Below are 19,441 nucleotides of genomic sequence, written 5' to 3'. Positions count from 1 at the left end.
TCATCCCACGAGAGCGGGTCGCGCCGTTAGCCCGGCAGCGCCCTGCGCAGGGCGTCCGTGCGTCGCTCGGCCGGTCGCAGGCGGATCGTGGCGTGCAGCACCGAGGCTCCCCGCTCGGCGACGGCGACCGGGTACAGCTCCACCGAGGCGAGCTCCGGCAGGTCCTCCGCCATGACCGAGACGCGGGCGAGCACGTCCTCCAGGGCGGCGACGTCGGCCGCGGGCGCGCCCTGGTACCCGAACAGGCGCGGGGCGGCGCGCACGCCGCGCACCATGCGGGCCACGTCCACGTCGGTCAGCGGGGGCACGCCGTGGGTCACGTCGTCGAGCAGGTCCACGGCGTCGCCCGCCACGCCGAACGAGACCACGGGGCCGAACAGCTCGTCCTCGACCGACCGCACCACGCACGCCACGCCCGTGGGCGCCATGGCCTGCACCTCCAGCACCGGGTCGGTCCCGGGCAGCAGGGCGGAGGCCGCGGCGAGCATCCGCTCGGCGTCCTCGGCGAGGTCCTCGGCGTCGGCGATGTCGAGGCGCACGCCGCCCAGGTCCGCGCGGTGGCGCAGCGCGGGCGAGGCGACCTTGAGCGCGACCGGCCAGCCCAGGTCGCGCGCGGCGGCCACGGCCTCGTCCGGCGTGCGCACGCTCCGCGAACCCCACAGCGTCAGGCCGTAGCAGGCCAGCAGCTCGGTCGCGGCGTCCTGGTCCAGCACGGCGCCCTCGGGGTGGCGGCCCAGCAGCGACTCGACGAGCGTGCGCGCCTGGGTGCGGGCCACGCCGTCGGACACGCCCTCGCGGAGCGCGGGGCGCACGGGTGTGCCGTGGTCCTGGGCGCGCCAGCGCGCGTAGCGCACCACCTCGCCCAGGGCCCAGACGGCGTCCTCGGGCGTGGAGAAGGCGGGGATGCGGATCTCGTCGCCCGCGCCGGGCAGGCCGTCCGGGACGGTCGCGGCGAGCACGTCGGGCATGCCGTGCAGGCCCAGGGCGCTGACGACGGTGGTGCGGCCCGTGCGCGCGGCGGCCAGCGCGACGGCGCGCGCCATCGCGTCGGTGCGCGGCAGCACCACGGGCACGGAGACCATGACGACGGCGTCGCACGCGTCGGGCCCGTACAGGGCGTCGACGGCGGCGGCGATCTCGTCGTCGGGCGCCCCCGCGGACAGCGGCTCCGGCGGGCCGACGACGGTCAGTCCGGCGGCCGCGACGGCGTCGGCCACCAGGGCGGCGAGCGACGGCGAGCTGGCGAGGATGCCGACCCGGCCGCCCGCCGGGAGCGGCTGGTGGGCGAGCACCTGCGCGACGTCCATGAGCTGGTGGGTGTTCTCCGCGCGGATGACCCCGGACTGGCGCAGCACCTCGTCGAGCATGCGGCGCGGGGCGCGCGTGGCCCGGACCGTGTGCCCGGGCGGCACCACGCTCCCGTGCCGGCCGGCGACGACCACGACCACGGGCTTGACCAGCGCGAGGCGGCGGGCGATCCGCGAGAACTTGCGGGGGTTGCCGAGGGTCTCCAGGTACAGGCAGACGACGTCGGTGTGCGGATCGTCCTGCCAGTACTGCATCACGTCGTTGCCCGAGACGTCGGCCCGGTGCCCCGCCGAGACCAGCGTGGACAAGCCCAGGCCGCGGCGCTTGACCGTCTCGGACGCCGTGACCGCCGTCGGCGCGCTCTGGCTGAACAGGCCGACCCGGCCGGGGCGCGGGGTGGTCAGCGCCAGGCTGGCGCGCAGGCTCGCACCAGGCACGTTGGTCAGGAGGCCGTAGCTCGCGGGGCCCACCACGCGCATGCCGGCGCCGTGCGCGGTGCGCAGCAGCTCGCGGCGCCGGGCGACGCCGGCGGGCCCGGTCTCGGCCCAGCCCGCCGAGAGCACGACGACGCCGTGGGCGCCCGTGCCGCGCAGGCGGCGGACGGCGTCGATCACCTCGTCGGGCGGGGCCGCGACGACGGCGAGGTCGACCGTGGCACCGTCCTCGAGGTCCGCCCAGGTCACGTCGTCGCCGAGCACCAGGAGCTCGGTGTCGCCGGGGTCGGCGGCGTAGGCCTCGCGGACGCGGGCGACGAGGAGGTGGTCGATCTCCGGGGTGTCGCCCGCACCGCCGTCGGCGGGCCCGACCAGGAGCACGCGGCGGGCCGACAGCAGGCCCTGCATGGAGCGGGCCTCGGTGCGGTGCTCGCGGTCGGCCATGACCTCGCGGGAGCGGTCGGTGGGGTCGAGGTCCACGGAGACGGTGACCACGCCGTCGTCGAGGTGCTGCTCGACGTCGTAGCCCGCCTCCCGGAACACGCCCAGCATCGCGCGGTTCTGGGGCAGCACCTCGGCGATGAACCGGTGCACGCCGCGCTCGCGCGCCGCGGCCGCGATGTGCTCCAGCAGGACCGAGCCCAGGCCCTGGCCCTGCAGCGCGTCGGCGATGTTGAACGCGACCTCCGCGGTGCGGCGTCCGGGCTGGTCGTCGGTCACGTCGTAGCGCGTGACCCCGACGATGTCCTCGGCGTGCTCCGTGCCCGGCCGGACCGCGACGAGCGCCGCCCGGCGCACGTGGTCCACCGTGACGAGCTGGGTGAGCAGCCGGTCGGGGATGCGCTGCAGGGCCGCGAAGAACCGCAGGTAGGTCGAGCGCTCCGACTGCGCCATCTGGAAGCGCTGGAGGGCGTCGGCGTCCTCGGGCCGGATGGGGCGTACGTGCGTGGTCGAGCCGTCGCGCAGCACCACGTCGGCCTCCCACTCGACCGGGTATCCCCGTCGGTCGGCCGGTTCTGGCTGGTCCACGGGACCAAGGTTAGGTCGGCGGGCGTCAGCCCACCAGCACCATGCCCACGAGCAGCATCACGGCGAAGCCCACGAGCACCAGGCGCTGGCGGCGGTTGGGGCCCGACGCCGTCAGGATCGCCGCCAGAGCGGGGCCCGCCGCGAGCAGGAGCCACGCGCCGAGCGCGGGGGCCACGTTGGCCGACACCGCGGCGACGGCGACGACCACCAGGCCGTGCACCACGCCGAGCCCGACGCGCATGGCCACGACGATGTGCAGCACCGCGGCGAGGATCGCCAGGCCGGCCCACATGGTGATGCCCTGCTCCAGGCAGCCCCACTCCTGCTGGGCGCACTGCCAGGACTGCATCCACCACGTCACCAGCGCCCCCAGCACCAGCACGGGCACCACGCTGAGCCCCACGACGCCGTAGGCGAGGCCGATCCGGGCCAGCCAGCCCGGGACGGCGGTCGGCCTGCTGACCAGCGGCAATTCGGGCATACCTGAATACTGCCAGGTGACAGCACCTGATTGCACATGCCACGGCCCCGTGACCTGGAACGAGATCTGGTGTAAGCGCGGCGAGGTCGGGGCTCCGGTGTCGGTGGCGCGGGGTACCGTTTGCCTGTCCCGTCCACCCCCTTCAGTCCAGGAGTCCCACGAACCATGGCGCGCAAGCCGTCGCAGCCGCTCGACGAGAGCGAGATCCACGAGAAGGTCGTGGACATCGACGTCGCCTCGGAGATGGAGACCTCGTTCCTCGAGTACGCCTACTCCGTGATCTACTCGCGGGCGCTCCCCGACGCGCGCGACGGCCTGAAGCCCGTGCAGCGCCGCATCCTCTACATGATGTCGGACATGGGGCTGCGGCCCGACCGCGCGCACGTGAAGTCGTCGCGCGTGGTGGGCGAGGTCATGGGAAAGCTGCACCCCCACGGTGACGCCCCCATCTACGACGCGCTGGTGCGCCTCGCACAGGACTTCTCGCTGCGGCTCCCGCTCGTGGACGGCCACGGCAACTTCGGCTCGCTCGACGACGGCCCCGCCGCCCCCCGGTACACCGAGGCGCGGCTCGCGGCGCCGTCGATGGCGATGACCACGGGCCTCGACGAGAACGTCGTCGACTTCGTGCCGAACTACGACAACAAGCTGACCCAGCCCGAGGTGCTCCCCGCGGCGATCCCGAACCTGCTGGTCAACGGCGCGTCCGGCATCGCGGTCGGCATGGCCACGAACATGGCGCCGCACAACCTCGTCGAGGTCGTCTCCGCCGCGCAGCACCTCATCAAGAACCCCGAGGCCACCCTGGAGGACCTGCAGCGGTTCGTGCCCGGGCCCGACCTGCCCACGGGCGGCAAGATCGTGGGCCTGGACGGCGTCCGCGACGGGTACCGCACCGGCCGCGGCACCTTCCGCACCCGCGCCACCGCGCGGATCGAGAACGTCACCCCGCGCCGCAAGGGCATCGTCGTCACCGAGCTGCCCTACCTCGTGGGCCCGGAGAAGGTGATCGAGAAGATCGCCGACGGCGTCAAGGCCAAGCGCATCCAGGGCGTGACCAACGTCCAGGACCTCACGGACCGCACGCACGGCCTGCGGCTGGTCATCGAGGTCAAGACGGGCTTCGACCCGGACGCCGTGCTGGAGCAGCTCTACCGCGTCACGCCGCTCGAGGACTCGTTCGGCATCAACAACGTGGCCCTCGTGGACGGCCAGCCGCGCACGCTCGGTCTGCTCGAGATGCTGCGGGTGTGGGTGGACCACCGCATCTCCGTGGTCCGGCGCCGCTCGCAGTACCGCCTGGACAAGCGCCTGGAGCGCCTGCACCTCGTGGACGGCCTGCTCATCGCGATCGTCGACATCGACGAGGTCATCCAGGTGATCCGCTCGTCCGACGACGCCGCCATCGCGCGCGACCGCCTGCGCGAGATCTTCGACCTGTCCGAGCCGCAGGCGTCGTACATCCTCGACCTGCAGCTGCGCCGCCTGACCAAGTTCTCCCGCATCGAGCTGGAGAAGGAGGCCGAGGAGCTGCGCCGCGAGATCGCGGAGCTGGAGCAGCTCCTGGGCGACGAGAAGCTGCTGCGCCGCCTGGTCAGCACCGAGATGGGCGAGGTGGCCAAGACCTACGGCACGCCGCGCCGCACGGTGCTGCTCGACGCCGCGGGCGGGTCCGTCGGCTCCGTGGCCGTCGCCCCGGCGAACGGGCGCAGGAAGGGCGTCGAGCCCATCGACCTGCAGATCAAGGACCAGCCCACCCGCGTGGTGCTGTCCGCGACGGGCCTGCTCGCCCGGCTGCCCGACGACGTCCCCGTGCCGCGCGAGGGCAACCGCGCCGCGCACGACGCCATGCGTGGCGACGCCGGGGCCTCCACCCGCGGCCACGTGGGCCTCGTGACGTCGGCCGGCCGCATGCTGCGGATCTCCGTGCTCGACCTGCCGTCGCTCCCGCCGACCGACGGCGCGCCGTCGCTTTCGGGCGGCATCCCGGTCAGCGAGCTCGTCGAGCTGGAGCGCGGCGAGTCCGTGCTGGGCGTGACGGGGCTCGGCGCCGACGCGCCGACCATCGCCGTCGGCACCGCTCAGGGCGTCGTCAAGCGCATCGCGCCGTCCGACGCCCCGGCCAAGGGCGACGAGTGGCCCGTGATCGCGCTCAAGGACGGCGACACCGTCGTCGGTGCCGCGGTCGTCTCGGACGACGACGAGCTGGTCTTCGTCGCCGACGACACGTCGCTGCTGCACTTCCCCGCCTCCGCCGTCCGCCCGCAGGGCAGGGCCGCCGGCGGTATGGCCGGCATCAAGCTCGCCGAGGGGCGGCGTGCGGTGTTCTTCGGCGCGGTCCCCGCCGGGGTCGAGGCGACCGTCGTGACCATCGCGGGCGCGGGCGACGCGCTGCCGGGCATCGAGCCGGGCGCCGGCAAGGTGACGCCGTTCGCGCTGTACCCGGGCAAGGGCCGGGCGACCGGGGGTGTGCGGTCGCAGCGGCTGCTCAAGGGCGAGGACGGCCTGATCCTCGCCTGGGTCGGCGCCACTCCCCCGCGTGCGCTCGGCGCCGGCGGCCAGCCGGTCGAGCTGCCCGAGGAGGACCAGCGCCGGGACGGCTCCGGGACGCCGATCTCGGTCCCGGTCGCGGTCATCGGCTGATCTGGCGAGAGTAATTTCGTCGGGGGTGTCGATTCCGGCACGGCTCGCCCGTCCAAGGCGTGTCAACATCACCCCGAACGAGGAGCTCGACATGACCGACACCTGGGTCTTCCTGATCCGCGAGAACGACTGGGACTCGGACGCCTACCTCCCGGAGAACCTGCGCGGGCAACGCCGCCAGGAGCTCTCGGAGGACATGGCCGCCCACGAGCGCTTCAGCGAGGCCGTGGCCGCCCTGGGCGTGAAGATCACCGGCGGCGACGCCCTGCAGAACTCGAAGTACGGCGGGTTCGTCGCCGTCGGCCAGGACGGCGGCGAGCCCGTGTACACCGACGCCCCGTTCACCGACACCAACGAGGTGATCACGGGCTTCTACCGGGCCGAGTGCGACGAGGCCACGGCACGCAAGATCGCCGCGCTCGTCCCGAGCGGCAACGTCGTCGAGTGGCGCAAGGTCATGAACTTCGGTTCCTGAGTGCCGATCGACCCCGCGGCGTTCCGCACCGCCTGGCCACAGGTGGTGCGGTCGCTCGCCGTGACGACACGCAGCCTCGACCGCGGCGAGGAGTACGCGGCGGAGGCGTTCGCGCGCGCCGCCGCGCAGCCCGACGACACCATCGACGACCTGGTCGGCTGGTGCGTGCAGGTCGGCCGCCGGACCTGGTTCGACGCGCTGCGTCACCGGACCGTGTTCGACCGGCTCCAGCCCCAGCTCGCCCGCCCGGAGGTGGCCGACGTGGACGTGCCGCACGCCCCGGGCGACGACCTGGACGACCGCCTCGCGCTGCTGTTCGTGGCGTGCGACGACGCGCTGGCGCCCGGGGCGCAGCTCGTGCTGGCGATGCGGGTGGTGTGTGGGCTCACGGTCCGGCAGATCGCGGGTCACCTCGGCATCGCCGAGGCCACCGCGGCCGCGCGGCTCACGCGGGCCAAGTCGGCGCTGGCCCGGGCGCGCGGCGAGTTCGCCGTGCCGGACGGGCCCGCGCGGGCCGTGCGGTTGCCCGTGGTGCTCGCGTGCGTGGCGGGGCTGTTCACCGTCGGGCAGCGGGAGGCACTGCGGCCCGTGGACGCCACGGAGGACCCGGCCAGGGACGCCTACACGCTGGCGGAGGCCCTCGCCGCCGAGTACCCGGACGACCCCGAGGTGCTCGGCCTGCGCGCCGTGTGCCGGCTCGGCCTGGCGCGGCGCCCCGGCCGCGTGCGCGACGGTGTGGCGCTCCCGCTCGACGAGGTGGACCGCACGGCCTGGGACCAGCGCCTGCTGCGTGCCGGCCTGGACGACGCCACGGCGGCGCTCACCCGGTCCTCCGCGCCGGGTTCGGTGCCGCCGGGCAGGTTCGCGCTCGAGGCGGCGATCTCCGGGGTCCACGCGACCGCGCCGGACGCCGTGGGCACGGACTGGCCGCGTCTCGCCCAGCTCTACGACGTGCTCCTGGCCGCCTGGCCGTCTCCAGCCACACGTGTCGCCCGGCTCGTGGTGCTCGGCCGGCTCGCGCTGCGCGACGGCGGCGACCTCGCGCCTGTCGAGCACGATCTCGAGGAGCTGGTAGCCGACGGTCCGCCGTACGCGGCCCGGGACGCGAGCCTCGCCCTGGCGGACCTGGCCCGCAGGTCCGGGCGCGCCGACGAGGCGGCGGGCCGGTACCGGGAGCTGCTCGACGTGGTGCCGGAGGGACCGCTGCGGGAGTTCTGCCGGCGGTACGCGGGATAGGGCGCTGGCCGCCGGCCTGCCTCATGGTCGACGCTCAGAACGGCGGTTCGGTCGGGGTGCTTGAACCCGCATCAGCGCCCGCAGCCGCCGCGCTGTCCTCCTTCGTCGAGTGCCGTCGGGGCGGACGCTTCCTGGACACCGACCGCAGCGTCAGGTCGTAGCTCGTGTCGGCATCGGCCGTCTCTGCCGCAGTTCCTTCGGTGGCATCGGCCTTGGCGGCGTCGGCCATGTCGATGTGGGTGTCCAGCACGGTCGGCGGGCGCGTGTGCACCCGGCCCGAGGGCGCGGTCCAGGTCGTGACGCCGGTGGTCGCCTCACGGACGACGCTCCAGCCGCCGTGCGTCTTCAGCAGGTGATGCCGCCGGCACAGGGGCTGGAGGTTGTCGGCACGCGTCTGCCCCGGGGTGCCCGGGGGCAGCGTCTCGGTGTCGAGGTCGTGGTCGAACGGCACGATGTGGTCCAGGTCGTCTTGGTCCGCAGGCTGCTCGCAGTGCGGGAACTCGCAGGTCCCGTCGCGCGCGACCACCGCCTGGCGCAGCACCTTGCCCGGCCGGTACGAGGTGGTCGAGTAGTCGGTGAGGATGCCGGTCAGCGGGTCGGTGACCAGGCGCTGCCAGGTGGCGTCGGCTGCGATCCGGCCGGCGAGATCCGCGGTGACGGGCCCGAAGCCCTCCAGCTCGCCGGGGGCGTCGTCCTGGCCCAGCAGGGCGCTGGCCGGCACCGTGACCCGCACCACGGGCCTGGTCGGCACCACGCGCACGATGGTCGGCCGCGCCGGGGCCCGCCCGCCGCAGGTGCAGCCGTGGGTGCCCGCGGCCTCGCTGGTCTCGTCGCTGCCCGCGCCATCGGCCGTCCGCAGCCGGCCCGTGACGATCCCCGTCAGGCAGTCTGCCCGCAGCTGGCCCAGGTCCCGCTCCTCGCCGGGCGTGCGCCGGAGCTGGTGGGCCAGGTCGTCGAGCACACCCCACACCGCCGCGGCGTCGACCGCAGGCAGGTAGGCCGACAGCCAGCCCATGTCGTCCCCGGCCCGGTCGATCTGCACCGAACGACGCGCCGCCGCGGCCTTGGCCGCTTCCTCGGCGCCGTGCCGCGACTTCGCGAACGCCAGCAGCTTCGACCGCAGCCAGCGCCACGTACGGAACGGTGCCTGGGGCAGGTACCGCGCGATCGCTTCCGCGCGCTCCTCGAGGGTGAGCTGCGAGGCGGACCGCAGCAGCGTGTGCGCCTTCTTCACGTCGATCCGCCCGGTCGTCAGGGCGCGGATCACGGAGGGATGGTCCACCCCGGACTCGCCGCGCACCACGACCTCGGACGCCTCCGTCCCGGTGACCACCAGCTCGCCCGTGACCTGCGCGACCAGCGAGCTGTGCGCCAGCGGGCTGTTCTCGCGGCTCGCCCGCTCGGCCACGGTCCGCGCCTGCAGGCCCGCGGCCCAGGACTGCAGCCGGCCGCACGCGATCATCAGGTCACCCAGGGCGGCGTCCGGGAGCTCCGCCAAGAGCTCCGCATCCGGGTCGGTGGCCTCGGCGACCACGTGCGCCAGCTTGATGCCGATCGCACCGGTCAGCGCGGCGCACAGGTGCTCCACCGGCCACAGCGCGACCGGTACGGCTTCGGACGGCCAGTCCGGCCCGCCCTCCAGCTCGTCCAGCCTGACCAGCTCGGCGAAGACGTCGTCGTCCAGGAGCGTGTAACTCATGCCCTCGTAGTTCTGCCCGTCGTCCATTCCACCAGCCCTTCGCCTCATGCACCACTTAACCTTGTCAAACCTGCGGATGCTCGTTCGACGGTAGCCGCCGCCACCGACATCCACCCGGTATCCACAGGTGTTTCTGCCTGCCTCGACCCCAAGAACCCCAGTTGCCTCGGCCCGTGTCGGTGTCCAGTGGTTGACTCCAGCACATGACCGACGACCAGCCCTACGAGTTCTCCACCGACCCGGCCCGCATCGACGCCGCCCGCGTGCACGAGCTCGTCGCCCGGCACACCTACTGGGCCAAGGACCGCCCACGCGAGGTGATGGACGCCGCGATCGCGGGTTCCCGGCCCTACGGCGTCTACCGCCGGGCCACGGGTGAGCAGGTCGGGTTCGCCCGCGTCGTGACCGACAGCGCGACGTTCGCGTGGCTCGCCGACGTCATCGTCGACCCGGGGCTGCGCGGGCAGGGCATCGGAAAGCTGCTGGTCGCGGGTGTGGTCGCGGAGCTCGACCAGCTCGGGCTGCGCCGCACGATCCTCGCGACCGCCGACGCGCACGGGCTGTACGAGCAGTTCGGCTGGACGGCGGTCACCGAGGAGTACAAATGGATGGAACGTCCCGGCGGCGCAGCGGGCGCACCGGCAGCCACATCCCACCCAGGAGCAGCCACATGAGCCTGTCCGTCGAGATCGGTGACCTCACCCGCGTGGAGGCCGACGCCGTGGTCAACGCCGCGAACTCGCTGCTGCTGGGCGGCGGCGGGGTCGACGGCGCGATCCACGCCGCCGCCGGGCCCCGCCTGCTGGAGGCCTGCCGGCGCCTGCGCAAGACCACGCACCCGGACGGCCTGGCGGTCGGCGACGCCGTGGCGACCCCCGCGTTCGACCTGCCCGCGTCCTGGGTGATCCACACGGTGGGGCCCAACCTGCACCGCGGCCAGGACGACCCGACCCTGCTCGCCTCCTGCTTCGCGCGGTCGCTCGACGTCGCCGCCGAGCTCGACGTGCGGTCGGTCGCGTTCCCAGCGGTGAGCGCGGGCGCCTTCGGCTGGCCCGTGTCCGACGTCGCGCGCATCGCCGTGGCGACCAGCCGGAGCTGGCTCGCCGAACACCCGGACGGCAGCCCCCGCGAGGTGCGGTTCGTGGTGATCGACGAGCGGGTGCAGCGCGCGTTCGACGACGTCCTCGACCGGTAGGGGGCCGGCGACGCCCGGCCTCGTCGTCAGCTAGTGAGCAGCTTGCCCAGCTCCTCCGGCGTCGCCGCGATCGCCGCCGCGCCCGCCTCCTCCAGCTCGCCCGGGGCCCCGTAGCCCCAGGCCACGCCGACGGTCGCCACACCGTGGTGGGCGGCGGCGTGCACGTCGTGCTCGCGGTCGCCCACCATCACGACCTGCCCCGCCCCGGCCCCGAGGGCCACCGCGTGCGCCAGCGCGCGCTCGACCACGACCTCCTTGCCCTGCACCAGGCCCGCGGACTCGGCCGCCGCGCCGTGGACGCCGTCGAGCCCGCCCTCCAGGTACTCCGCCAGCCCGAAGTGCTCCACGATCTGCTTCGCGTAGTGCTGTGGCTTCGCGGTCGCGACCAGGAGCGTCACCCCGGCGTCCCGCAGGGCCGCGAGCGCCTCCGGGATGCCGGGGAACACGGAGTTGCCGCCGATCATGCCGTGCACCTCGAAGTCGCGCCGGTAGGCGGTGATCACGGTGTCGGCGTCGGCCGGGGACAGGCCGATGCCGGTCATGCTGGCTCCGAGGGGCGGACCGACGAAGGTCCGCAGGACCTCCTCGGCCGGGACGGCGAACCCGGCGTCGGCGAAGCCGGTGCGCAGGGAGGCGATGATGCCGGGCGCGGAGTCGGTGAGGGTGCCGTCGAGGTCGAGCAGGACGTGCGTGATGGTGCGGGGCAGCGAGAGGGTCACGCGACGAGCGTGCCACAGGTTCAGTGGTGCCCCTGGTGCGCGTCCGCGCCCGGAGCGACGTCCGGCCCGGAGCCCCCGGCACCGGCACCGGCATCAGCACCCCCGTGATCCCCGTGCCCTGCCCCGCCGTCGTGCTGGGGCACCGTCCCCGCGTTCTCCCCCGGTTCGACGACGACGAACTGGCCCATCATCCCCTCGTCCTCGTGCAGCAGCATGTGGCAGTGGAACATGTAGGGCACGTCGGGGTCGGTGTAGTCCTCGAACCGCATGAGCAGCCGGTAGGTGCGGTTGGGCTCCAGGTACACGGTGTCCTTGGGCCCGGCGAGCTCGGGCGGGGGCGGGTCGCCGTCGACGGTCAGGACGCGGAACTGGACGTCGTGCACGTGGAAGGTGTGCGGCATGGGCACGATGCTGCGCACCTCCCACACCTCGGTGGCGTCCACGGTGGCGGTCTCGTCGATGCGGCCCATGTCCATGGTCCGGCCGTTGATGTGCCGGTCGTCGAGCTCGAACTCGCGTGTCACGGTGGCGTCGGCCTCGTGCAGGGCGTCGGCGGCCGCGTGGACCGACGGCTCCCACGCGGGCTCGGGCGACGGCGCCAGCCGGTCCGCCGCGCGTAGCTCCAGGACGTCGAAGTCGTCGTTGCCGCCCATCGCGAACGGGACGACGACGCCGCCGAGGTCGGCCTCGAACGAGTGCAGGCGCGTGGTCTCGCCGGGCTTCATCCGGACGACGACCTCGGCGCGCTCGCCGGGCGCGAGCCGCACCTGCTCGAGCCGGACGGGGGCGTCGAGGAGCCCGCCGTCGGTGGCGACCAGGTCCATGTCCCGGTCGGCGAAGCCGAGCTGGTAGGTGCGGGCGGTCGAACCGTTGAGCAGGCGCAGGCGCACCGCCTCGGTCGTCACCTCGTGGTACGCCCCCACGGTCCCGTTGGCCAGCACCGTCCCGCCGAGCGTGCCCGGCTCGCTGCCGTTGTCCGACAGCTCGAGCTGGCCGGCGTCGTCGAACACCTTGTCCTGCACGACGACGGGCACGTCGTCGACGCCGTACTCCTGTGGCAGGTCGGCGGCGCGGGACGCGTCGTCGTCGAGCAGGAACAGGCCCGCCAGGCCGCGGTAGACGTGCTTCTCCGTGGCGCCGTGGGGGTGCGGGTGGTACCAGAGGGTGGCGGCGGGCTGGTCGATCTGCCAGGTGGGCCGCCAGGTCTCGCCCGGCTCGACCTCCTGGTGCGGGCCGCCGTCCATGGCCGCGGGCAGGTGCATGCCGTGCCAGTGCACGCTGGTGGGCTCGTCGAGCTCGTTGGTGACCTCGACGGCGACGCGTTCGCCGCGCTCGGCGCGCAGGGTGGGGCCGAGGTAGGGGCCGTCGAAGCCCCAGGTGCGTGTCTCGACCCCGGGCAGGAACTCGGTGGTGCCCTCCTGGGCGGTCAGGGAGAAGACGCGTGTGCCGTCCACGACGCGCGACGGCGCCAGCGGCGGGATCGCGAGCTCGTTGGTGAACTCGACCTCGTCCACGGGGGTGACGGAGCCGGGCACCAGGGCGCAGCCCGCGAGCCCGAGCAGCAGGGCCAGCGCGCCCGCGGAGGCGGAGCCGATGACGTGACCGGGGCCGACGCGCCTCATCGGCCCGCCCCGCGCAGCCGCTGCACGCCGGCGGCCGCGACGCCCGCCAGGGCGCCCCACATCGTGTCGATCGCCAGGGCCGGGATCAGGGTCCATGCGGGCCCGCCGCCCGGGCCGAAGCCCGACAGCACCGGCACGAGCGTGCCGATCGCCACGGCGACCAGCCCGTGGGCCAGGCCGGTCAGGGTCAGGGTGAGCACGGGGCGGGGCACGCGGCCCAGCCCGACGACGCCGATCCAGACGGCGGCGGTGATGCCGATGATCGTCAGCGCGCGGGGTGCGCCGGTGCCGAGCGCGCCGGTCAGGCCGGTCAGCGGCCAGAGCAGCGCCAGGGCGGACAGGCCCGCGACGAGGGTCCACGGGACGGGGACGGGGCCGGCCGCGGGTCCCGGCGTCGGCCGGGCGGGAGGCTGTGGTGAGGTCATGCCCCGACGGTGCCCGCCGGCCCCACCCGGCCACATCGGCCCGGGATCGTCTCCTGGTGTCGCCTGGAGGCGACACCAACCCTGGACCCTGGTCTGATGCCTCAGGGTCGGGCCGTCCGTAGGGTGTCGGTGTGCCCGAGCAGAACGAGGTCCCGCACGCCGTGGACCCACGCGTCACCGACGTCGCCCTGGCGATCGCCATGGCCCTGGTGGTCGCCGTGGTGATCGCCGCCGACCCCGACGCGGCCCGGCACGCCGGGCCCGGCGCCTACCTGTTCGCGGCGGGGTTCGGGGCGCTGGTCCTGCTGCGGCGGCGGTTGCCGCGCACCGTGCTCGTGGTCACCGTGCTCGCGGTGTTCGCCTACTACACGTTCCAGTTCGCGCCGATCGGCATGGCGCTGCCCGCGGTCGCGGCCCTCTACTCGGCCGCGGAGATGGGCCGGACCGGCTGGGCGGTCGGCGGGGGCGCCGTCCTGGTCGCGGTCGCCACCTACTACCGGGTCACGGGCACGGCCGAGGAGTACCTGACGCCGTACGACCTGGTCACGAACCTCGCGCTGGTCGCGGCGGCGATCGCGCTGGGCGTCGCGGTGCGACTGTCCCGGGAGGCCCGGGCGCACCAGGCGCACGCCGCCGAGCAGCGGCTGCAGGCCGAGCGGCTGCGCATCGCCCGGGACCTGCACGACGTGGTGGGCCACAACCTGTCCGTGATCGCCCTGCACTCGGGTGTCGCGGCGGAGGCCGTGGGCCGGGACGACGACGCGGCCCGGGGCGCGCTGGAGCACGTGCGGCAGGCGACGTCGGGCACGCTGCACGAGCTGCGGTCCACGGTGCGGGTGCTCCGCGCGCCCGTGGGCGACGCCGCGAGCCCGGCCCCGACCGGCCTGGCCGGCGTCGAGGCCCTCGCGGCCTCCGCCCGCGCCACCGGGCTGGCCGTCGACGTGACGCTCGACGTGCCGGACGGCGTCCTGGACGGCGCGATCGACGCCGCCGCCTACCGGATCGCGCAGGAGTCCCTGACCAACACGCTGCGGCACGCCGCCGCCTCCCGGGTCGCGGTGTCCGCGCGGGTCGACGGCGACCGCCTCGCGGTCCGCGTGTCCGACGACGGCCGCGGGGCCGGTCCGTCGCCGGTGCCCGGCTCGGGGATCTCCGGGATGCGCGAGCGTGTCGCCCTGCTCGGCGGCACGCTGACCACGGGCGACGCCCCGGGCGGCGGGTTCGTGGTCGCCGCCGACCTGCCCCTGCGTCTGGAAGGCTGAGCGCCATGATCCGGATCGTGCTGGTGGACGACCAGGAGCTCGTGCGGGCGGGGCTGCGCGCGCTCGCCGAGAGCGAGGGCGACATCGCGGTGGTCGGCGAGGCCGCCGACGGGCAGGCGGGCGTGGCCCGGGTGCGGGAGCTGCGCCCCGACGTGGTGCTGATGGACATCCGGATGCCCCGGCTGGACGGCCTGGCCGCCACCCGGCAGATCGTCGCGGACCCCGCCCTGGCGGGCACGCGCGTGCTCGTGCTGACGACCTTCGACGAGGATGAGCACGTCTTCGAGGCCGTCCGGTCGGGCGCTTCCGGCTACCTGCTCAAGGACGTCGCGCCCGCCGAGCTGCGCCGCGCCGTCCGCGTCGTCGCGGCCGGCGACGCGCTGCTCGACCCGGCCGTGACCGCGACCGTGCTGCGCGCCGTCGCCGCGGCCCCGGCGCCCCGGGCCGGCGCCGACGACCGGCTGGCCGCGCTCACCGAGCGCGAGCGCGAGGTGCTCCAGCAGCTCGGCCGCGGGCTGACCAACGACGAGATCGCCGCCGAGCTCTACCTGAGCCCCGCCACCGCTCGCACCTACGTGAGCCGGCTGCTCGCCAAGCTCGGTGCGCGGGACCGGGCCGCCCTGGTGATCCTCGCGTACGAGACGGGCCTGGTCAGGACACCCTGACCAGGCCCGTCCGCACCTACCGGGACCTCAGAGCGCGCGCAGCCGCGGCAGCACGTCCTCGCTGAACTGCGTCAGGAACCGCTCCTGGTCGTGACCCGGCCCGTGCACCACGAGGTGGTTCAGCCCGGCGTCGACGTAGGGCTTGATCATCGCGACGGCCTCGTCGGGGTCGGACGCGACGATCCAGCGCTTGGCGACCTGCTCGATCGGCAGCTCGTCAGCGAGCTGCTCCATCTCGGTGGCCGAGGTGACGCTGTGCTTCTGCTCCGGCGTGAGCGACAGCGGCGCCCAGAACCGGGTGTTCTCCAGCGCGGCGGCGGGGTCGCGGTCGTAGGAGATCTTGATCTCGATCATCTTGTCGACGTCCGCGACGTCGCGCTCGGCCTTCCCGGCGCCCTCGGCCACGGCCGGCAGCAGCTTCTCCGTGTACAGGTCCATGCCCTTGCCGGACGTGCAGATGAAGCCGTCGCCCGCGCGCCCCGCGTACTTCGCCACGAGCGGCCCGCCGGCCGCGATGTACACGGGCACGGGATTCTCGGGCCGGTCGTAGATGTTGGCGCCGACCAGCTCGTAGTAGTCGCCCTTGAAGTCCACGGACTCCTCGGTCCACAGGGCCCGCATGAGCTGCACGGCCTCCCGCAGGCGCGCGAACCGCTCCTTGAACTCGGGCCACTCCATACCGGAGACGGCCGTCTCGTTGAGGGCTTCACCCGTGCCGACGCCCAGGATCACGCGGTTCTCGGTGAGCAGCGCGAGCGTCGCGAACTGCTGCGCGATCACCGCGGGGTTGTAGCGGAACGTAGGGGTGAGCACGCTCGTGCCGAGCTGGATGCGGGAGGTGCGCTCCCCCGCCGCGGCGAGCCAGGCGAGGGCCGACGGCGCGTGACCCCCCTCGTGCCGCCACGGCAGGAAGTGGTCGGAGACCATCGCGCTGTCCAGTCCCACCTCCTCGGCGCGTACGGCGAGCTCAACCAGCTCGCGCGGCCCGAACTGCTCGGCGGACGCCTTGTACCCGATCTTCAGAGTCACGGTTGTGACCCTACGCTCCATCGCCCGGGTGCGTGGGCAGGCGTCGCACAGATCACAGAACCGCTGGTCAGGAGCGGCGCATCGCCGTCGCGGCCCACCCGCCCGCGAGCGCGACGAGCACCACGAACACCCCCAGGACCAGCGGGGCCGGCAGGTACACGAGGCCGACGCCGACGGCGAGCACGGGGACCACCAGGCCCGCGTAGCCCACGAGGAAGACGAGCGCCAGGGCCTCGGCCCGCTCGCCGGGCGGCACCAGCGCCGCCGTCCGGCCCAGGGCGGACTTGAAGAGCAGCCCCGCCCCGCCGCCGGCGAGCAGGCCGCCCGTCAGGAAGAGCGCCGTGGAGGGCAGCACGACGCCGCCGAACAGGGCGGCCGGGCCCACGATCATCAGGACCGTCGCGGCGCGCAGCTGGCGGGCCGGCGCGACGGCCGCGACGACGGACTGCCCGAGCGCGCCCGCCAGGAACGGCGTGGCCGCCACGACGCCGGTGACGACCAGCGACGTCTGCCCCAGCTCGTCGTGCACGAACGACGCCGCGACCGAGCTGAACAGGCCGAACACGGCGAAGGCCGTGAACGCGCCGACGGCGTTGGCCACGAACGGGCGCCGGGCCTCGGGGCCGATCGCCACCCGCTGCGGGCGGTAGGGCCGCAGGCCCGGGCGGTGCAGCACCGTCTCGGGCACCAGCAGCGTGCCCACCAGGAGCAGCACCAGCACCCCGGCGAACACCGCGTACGGCAGCACCAGCGGCTCCGCCGACGGCTCGGCGATCAGCCCCGACAGGAGCGGGCCGAGCCCCAGGCCGCCCAGGTTGGCGACGGTCGCGACCACCGCGGCCCGGCCGGGCGCCGGACGGGACCGGCCACCGTCCAGCTCCGCGAGGTAGGCGGTGGCCGTCGCCGTCAGCGCGCCGATGCCGATGCCGGACACGAGCCGGGCCGTGACCAACCCAGCCAGGTCGTCGCGGGCCAGGAAGATCACCGCGGCCAGGAGCTCCAGCGCGGCGGCGAGCAGGACCAGCGGGCGCCGTCCGACCCGGTCGCTCAGGTGACCCACGAAGAAGAGGCTCGCCACGACGCCCACCGCGTAGGCGGCGAAGATCACCGTCACCGTGAACGGCCCGTACCCGTCGCGGGCCACGTACAGCGGGTAGAGCGGGGTCGGCACCGTAGAGAACGCCATGAGCAGCAGAAAGGTCAGACCGGTGACCCAGAACCCGGCGCCGTGGCGGCGCGGGCCGGCCGGGGTCGGTGCGGGCGGGGCGGGGTAGGTCTGCGTGTTCGTCACCCCAGCAGTCTGCGCCCGCCGCATTCATCAGGACAAGCGAATCATTGCGATGCTACCTATCGCTGTTCGCGATAACTCTGCGACGATGACCCCATGGACACCCGGCACCTGGAGTACTTCATCGCCGTCGCGGAGGAGGGCAGCTTCACGCGCGCCGCGCACCGGCTGCAGACCGTCCAGTCCGCCGTCTCGGCGGGCGTGCGCACGCTCGAACGGGAGGTGCACGCGACGCTCTTCGTGCGCTCGACCCGCCGGGTCGAGCTGTCCGACGCCGGCCGCGCGCTGCTGCCCGAGGCCCGGGCCGCCGTCGAGTCGCTGGACCGCGTCTACGACGTCGTGGCCGCCGCCGAGAGCGGCCTGCGGGGGCGGCTGCGCCTCGGGGTCTTCGCCAACTCCGACATGCTCGACATCCCGGCGCTGGCCGGGCGGTTCCACCAGCTCTACCCGGGCGTCGCGCTCAGCGTCGTCGCCTCGCCCACGGGCTCGACGGGCCTGGTCGACGACGTCCGGGCGGGCCGGCTCGACGTCGCGATCACCGGCCTGCCGGCCGAGGACCTGGCGGGCCTGCGCTCGCACGAGCTGCAGGCCGACGAGTTCGTCGCGGTGGTCCCGGAGACCCACGAACTGGCCGGGCGCGCGGTGCTCTCCCTGGAGGACCTCGTCGGCGAACCGTTCGTCGACGGCCCGCCCGGGTTCGGCAACCGCGTGATCATCGAGCGCGAGCTCGCCGCGCGCGGCCTGCGCCGGAGCGTCGTGGTCGAGAGCCCCGACATGAGCCTGGTGGCCGCGTTCGTCGCGGCCGGGCTCGGCGTCGCCGCGATCCCCCGCATGGTGCTGCGCCCCGCGCCCGGCGCCGTCGTCGTCCCCCTCGACGTCTCGCTCACGTTCTCCATGCGGTCCGTCAGCCGGCTGCGCGCCACCCGCCCCGTCGAGGCGGCGCTGGCCCTGCTGCACGGGGTCGCTAGGAGCCCGGGCCCGCGAGCGCCCGGTACGTCCGGCTCGTGAGCTCGTGGTCGAGGTGTGGCTCCAGCCACGCGCTGGTCTCCACCACGCGCGGCAGCGACACCCCGGTGGTGATCCCCAGCCCGTCGAGCATCCAGAGCAGGTCCTCCGTGGCGAGGTTGCCCGTGGCCGACTCCGCGTACGGGCACCCGCCCAGGCCCCCGGCCGACGTGTCGAACGTGGTCACGCCGTGCCGGAGCGCGGCGGCGACGTTGCCGAGCGCCTGCCCGTAGGTGTCGTGGGCGTGCAGGGCCAGCACGTCGTCGGGCAGGCCGGCGGCGTTCAGCGCGTCCAGGAGCGCGGTCACGTGCCCGGGCGTGCCGACGCCGATCGTGTCGCCGAGCGAGAGCTGTTCCGCGCCCAGGTCCATGAGCCGTTTGCCGGCCGTAACCACCTGGGAGATCGGCACGTCGCCCTCCCACGGGTCGCCGAAGCACATCGAGACGTACGCCCGCACGCGCATCCCCGCGGCGCGGGCCCGGGTCATGACCGGCTCGAACATCGCGTACTGCTCGTCGAGGGACCGGTTCAGGTTGCGGCGCGCGAACGAGTCGGTGGCGCTGGCGAACACCGCGATGTGCCGCAGGCCCAGGTCGTAGGCGCGCTCCAGGCCGCGCTCGTTGGGCACGAGCACCGGCAGGTCGCGGGCGCGGTCGCCGATCCGGTCCACCAGCGCCGCGAGCATGTCGGCGGCGTCGGCGAGCTGGGGTACCCAGCGCGGGTGCACCAGGCTCGTGGCCTCGACGTACGGCAGGCCGGCGTCGAGCAGGCGCTCGACCAGGTCCACCTTGACCGCGGTCGGCACCACGGCCTTCTCGTTCTGCAGCCCGTCCCGCGGCCCCACCTCGTAGACCGTCACGCGCTCGGGCAGGGCCGGGTCGCGCACCACCTGGGGACGGCGGTACTCGCGGGGCGACTCAGGCATC

The 19,441-nt window shown here is 74.4% G+C and carries 17 protein-coding genes; 8 read left to right on the top strand and 9 right to left on the bottom strand.

Annotated elements, in window-relative coordinates; all coding sequences use genetic code 11:
* Positions 1-26: 26 nt before the first annotated feature.
* Together H291_RS0108310 and H291_RS0108305 are read right to left on the bottom strand one after the other, a co-directional pair.
* Entirely contained in the window at positions 27-2,771 is a 2,745-nt protein-coding gene (locus H291_RS0108310; protein ID WP_020014525.1) for a bifunctional acetate--CoA ligase family protein/GNAT family N-acetyltransferase, read from the bottom strand.
* Positions 2,772-2,796: 25 nt separating this feature from the next.
* Positions 2,797-3,252 carry a hypothetical protein gene (locus H291_RS0108305; RefSeq protein WP_147456393.1) on the bottom strand — a complete coding sequence of 152 codons (456 nt, stop codon included), beginning with the start codon at positions 3,250-3,252 and terminating at the stop codon, positions 2,797-2,799.
* Between the two features lie 165 nt (positions 3,253-3,417).
* Here H291_RS0108305 and H291_RS0108300 point away from each other — a divergent pair, with 165 nt between their 5' ends.
* The 3 genes from H291_RS0108300 to H291_RS0108290 all read left to right on the top strand — a co-directional run bounded on the left by H291_RS0108300 (position 3,418) and on the right by H291_RS0108290 (position 7,606).
* On the top strand, positions 3,418-5,895 hold the full coding sequence (locus H291_RS0108300; RefSeq protein WP_020014523.1) for a DNA gyrase/topoisomerase IV subunit A: 2,478 nt from the start codon (positions 3,418-3,420) through the stop codon (positions 5,893-5,895).
* Between the two features lie 91 nt (positions 5,896-5,986).
* Positions 5,987-6,370 carry a YciI family protein gene (locus H291_RS29165; RefSeq protein ID WP_020014522.1) on the top strand — a complete coding sequence of 128 codons (384 nt, stop codon included), beginning with the start codon at positions 5,987-5,989 and terminating at the stop codon, positions 6,368-6,370.
* Positions 6,371-7,606, top strand: coding sequence for a DUF6596 domain-containing protein (locus tag H291_RS0108290; RefSeq protein ID WP_020014521.1), 1,236 nt, complete (start codon positions 6,371-6,373; stop codon positions 7,604-7,606).
* A gap of 34 nt (positions 7,607-7,640) precedes the next feature.
* On the opposite strand, the gene H291_RS32375 is transcribed toward H291_RS0108290, so the two are convergent.
* Entirely contained in the window at positions 7,641-9,332 is a 1,692-nt protein-coding gene (locus H291_RS32375; RefSeq protein WP_020014520.1) for an HNH endonuclease signature motif containing protein, read from the bottom strand.
* 176 nt (positions 9,333-9,508) lie between these two features.
* Here H291_RS32375 and H291_RS0108280 point away from each other — a divergent pair, with 176 nt between their 5' ends.
* Both H291_RS0108280 and H291_RS0108275 read left to right on the top strand, forming a co-directional pair.
* Complete coding sequence (locus H291_RS0108280; protein ID WP_020014519.1) at positions 9,509-9,979, top strand: GNAT family N-acetyltransferase; 471 nt, start codon at positions 9,509-9,511, stop codon at positions 9,977-9,979.
* Complete coding sequence (locus tag H291_RS0108275; protein WP_020014518.1) at positions 9,976-10,500, top strand: O-acetyl-ADP-ribose deacetylase; 525 nt, start codon at positions 9,976-9,978, stop codon at positions 10,498-10,500. Before H291_RS0108280 ends, H291_RS0108275 begins: the two co-directional genes overlap by 4 nt.
* Positions 10,501-10,526: 26 nt before the next feature.
* Here H291_RS0108275 and H291_RS0108270 read toward each other — a convergent pair whose 3' ends face one another.
* From H291_RS0108270 to H291_RS0108260, 3 genes are read right to left on the bottom strand one after another with little or no spacing between them, the layout of a single operon-like run.
* Positions 10,527-11,219, bottom strand: coding sequence for an HAD hydrolase-like protein (locus H291_RS0108270; RefSeq protein ID WP_020014517.1), 693 nt, complete (start codon positions 11,217-11,219; stop codon positions 10,527-10,529).
* A 20-nt stretch (positions 11,220-11,239) separates the two neighbouring features.
* Positions 11,240-12,841: a multicopper oxidase family protein gene (locus H291_RS0108265; RefSeq protein ID WP_020014516.1), complete on the bottom strand. Its 1,602-nt coding sequence runs from the start codon at positions 12,839-12,841 to the stop codon at positions 11,240-11,242.
* Positions 12,838-13,266: a hypothetical protein gene (locus H291_RS0108260; protein WP_020014515.1), complete on the bottom strand. Its 429-nt coding sequence runs from the start codon at positions 13,264-13,266 to the stop codon at positions 12,838-12,840. The genes H291_RS0108265 and H291_RS0108260 overlap by 4 nt, the downstream gene beginning before the upstream one ends.
* A 131-nt stretch (positions 13,267-13,397) precedes the next feature.
* On the opposite strand from H291_RS0108260, the gene H291_RS0108255 reads away from it, so the two are divergent.
* Both H291_RS0108255 and H291_RS0108250 read left to right on the top strand, forming a co-directional pair.
* Entirely contained in the window at positions 13,398-14,528 is a 1,131-nt protein-coding gene (locus H291_RS0108255; RefSeq protein ID WP_020014514.1) for a sensor histidine kinase, read from the top strand.
* Positions 14,529-14,533: 5 nt separating this feature from the next.
* The gene (locus H291_RS0108250; protein WP_020014513.1) at positions 14,534-15,193 is read left to right on the top strand and encodes a response regulator transcription factor; all 660 of its coding nucleotides are present in this window, start codon (positions 14,534-14,536) and stop codon (positions 15,191-15,193) included.
* Positions 15,194-15,220: 27 nt separating this feature from the next.
* On the opposite strand, the gene fgd is transcribed toward H291_RS0108250, so the two are convergent.
* Both fgd and H291_RS29155 read right to left on the bottom strand, forming a co-directional pair.
* Positions 15,221-16,222: a glucose-6-phosphate dehydrogenase (coenzyme-F420) gene (fgd, locus tag H291_RS0108245; protein ID WP_020014512.1), complete on the bottom strand. Its 1,002-nt coding sequence runs from the start codon at positions 16,220-16,222 to the stop codon at positions 15,221-15,223.
* 67 nt (positions 16,223-16,289) lie between these two features.
* Entirely contained in the window at positions 16,290-17,513 is a 1,224-nt protein-coding gene (locus tag H291_RS29155) for an MFS transporter (RefSeq protein WP_020014511.1), read from the bottom strand.
* A gap of 93 nt (positions 17,514-17,606) precedes the next feature.
* Here H291_RS29155 and H291_RS0108235 point away from each other — a divergent pair, with 93 nt between their 5' ends.
* Positions 17,607-18,518, top strand: a complete 912-nt coding sequence (locus tag H291_RS0108235) for a LysR family transcriptional regulator (protein WP_020014510.1) — start codon at positions 17,607-17,609, stop codon at positions 18,516-18,518.
* On the opposite strand, the gene H291_RS0108230 is transcribed toward H291_RS0108235, so the two are convergent.
* Positions 18,475-19,440 carry a hydroxymethylglutaryl-CoA lyase gene (locus tag H291_RS0108230; RefSeq protein ID WP_020014509.1) on the bottom strand — a complete coding sequence of 322 codons (966 nt, stop codon included), beginning with the start codon at positions 19,438-19,440 and terminating at the stop codon, positions 18,475-18,477. The two genes, H291_RS0108235 and H291_RS0108230, sit on opposite strands and share 44 nt — an antisense overlap.
* Between the last annotated feature and the right edge of the window lies 1 nt (position 19,441).

Origin of the sequence: Promicromonospora sukumoe 327MFSha3.1 (assembly GCF_000385135.1) — a bacterium.
In the GTDB taxonomy this organism is placed as follows: domain Bacteria; phylum Actinomycetota; class Actinomycetes; order Actinomycetales; family Cellulomonadaceae; genus Promicromonospora; species Promicromonospora sukumoe_B.
The sequence above is the reverse complement of the archived record's forward strand: the minus strand, read 5'-3'. Positions and strand labels throughout refer to the sequence as shown.

Bases quoted from the DNA above. Each gene is read 5' to 3' on its own strand.
- H291_RS0108305 (WP_147456393.1), bottom strand. From the start codon at position 3,252: ATGCCCGAATTGCCGCTGGTCAGCAGGCCGACCGCCGTCCCGGGCTGG.
- H291_RS0108300 (WP_020014523.1), top strand. From the start codon at position 3,418: ATGGCGCGCAAGCCGTCGCAGCCGCTCGACGAGAGCGAGATCCACGAG.
- H291_RS29165 (WP_020014522.1), top strand. From the start codon at position 5,987: ATGACCGACACCTGGGTCTTCCTGATCCGCGAGAACGACTGGGACTCG.
- H291_RS32375 (WP_020014520.1), bottom strand. From the start codon at position 9,332: ATGGACGACGGGCAGAACTACGAGGGCATGAGTTACACGCTCCTGGAC.
- H291_RS0108280 (WP_020014519.1), top strand. From the start codon at position 9,509: ATGACCGACGACCAGCCCTACGAGTTCTCCACCGACCCGGCCCGCATC.
- H291_RS0108275 (WP_020014518.1), top strand. From the start codon at position 9,976: ATGAGCCTGTCCGTCGAGATCGGTGACCTCACCCGCGTGGAGGCCGAC.
- H291_RS0108265 (WP_020014516.1), bottom strand. From the start codon at position 12,841: ATGAGGCGCGTCGGCCCCGGTCACGTCATCGGCTCCGCCTCCGCGGGC.
- H291_RS0108260 (WP_020014515.1), bottom strand. From the start codon at position 13,266: ATGACCTCACCACAGCCTCCCGCCCGGCCGACGCCGGGACCCGCGGCC.
- H291_RS0108250 (WP_020014513.1), top strand. From the start codon at position 14,534: ATGATCCGGATCGTGCTGGTGGACGACCAGGAGCTCGTGCGGGCGGGG.
- H291_RS0108235 (WP_020014510.1), top strand. From the start codon at position 17,607: ATGGACACCCGGCACCTGGAGTACTTCATCGCCGTCGCGGAGGAGGGC.
- H291_RS0108230 (WP_020014509.1), bottom strand. From the start codon at position 19,440: ATGCCTGAGTCGCCCCGCGAGTACCGCCGTCCCCAGGTGGTGCGCGAC.